Origin of the sequence: Bradyrhizobium cosmicum (assembly GCF_032290525.1) — a bacterium.
GTDB lineage: Bacteria > Pseudomonadota > Alphaproteobacteria > Rhizobiales > Xanthobacteraceae > Bradyrhizobium > Bradyrhizobium cosmicum_A.
Window position 1 is genome coordinate 1 of sequence record NZ_JASXTA010000151.1, and the last position, 287, is coordinate 287.

The 287-nt window shown below is 71.1% G+C and carries 1 protein-coding gene; it reads right to left on the minus strand.

The features are described from left to right. The coding region (locus QSV46_RS39440) for an ATP-binding cassette domain-containing protein (protein ID WP_314964054.1) at nucleotides 1-287 on the minus strand (287 nt) is incomplete at both ends.

The window sequence follows — 287 nt, forward strand, 5'->3', positions numbered from 1 at the left end:
GCACCAGCGCATGGTCGGCAAACCGCGCAGCAAGCCCGAGATCGTGCGTCACCACGATCACCAGCACGCCCTTGTCCGCGGTCGCGCGCAGATTCGTCATGACGTCGATCTGGTGCCGCGGATCGAGCGAGGCGGTCGGCTCGTCGGCCAGGATGATCGGAGCCTCCACCGCCAGCGCGCGCGCCAGCGCCACGCGGCTGCGCTCGCCGCCGGACAACTCGGTGACGCGGCGATCGCTGAACTCCATCACGTCGACCGCCTGCATCGCGCGCAGCACGGCCTCGGCG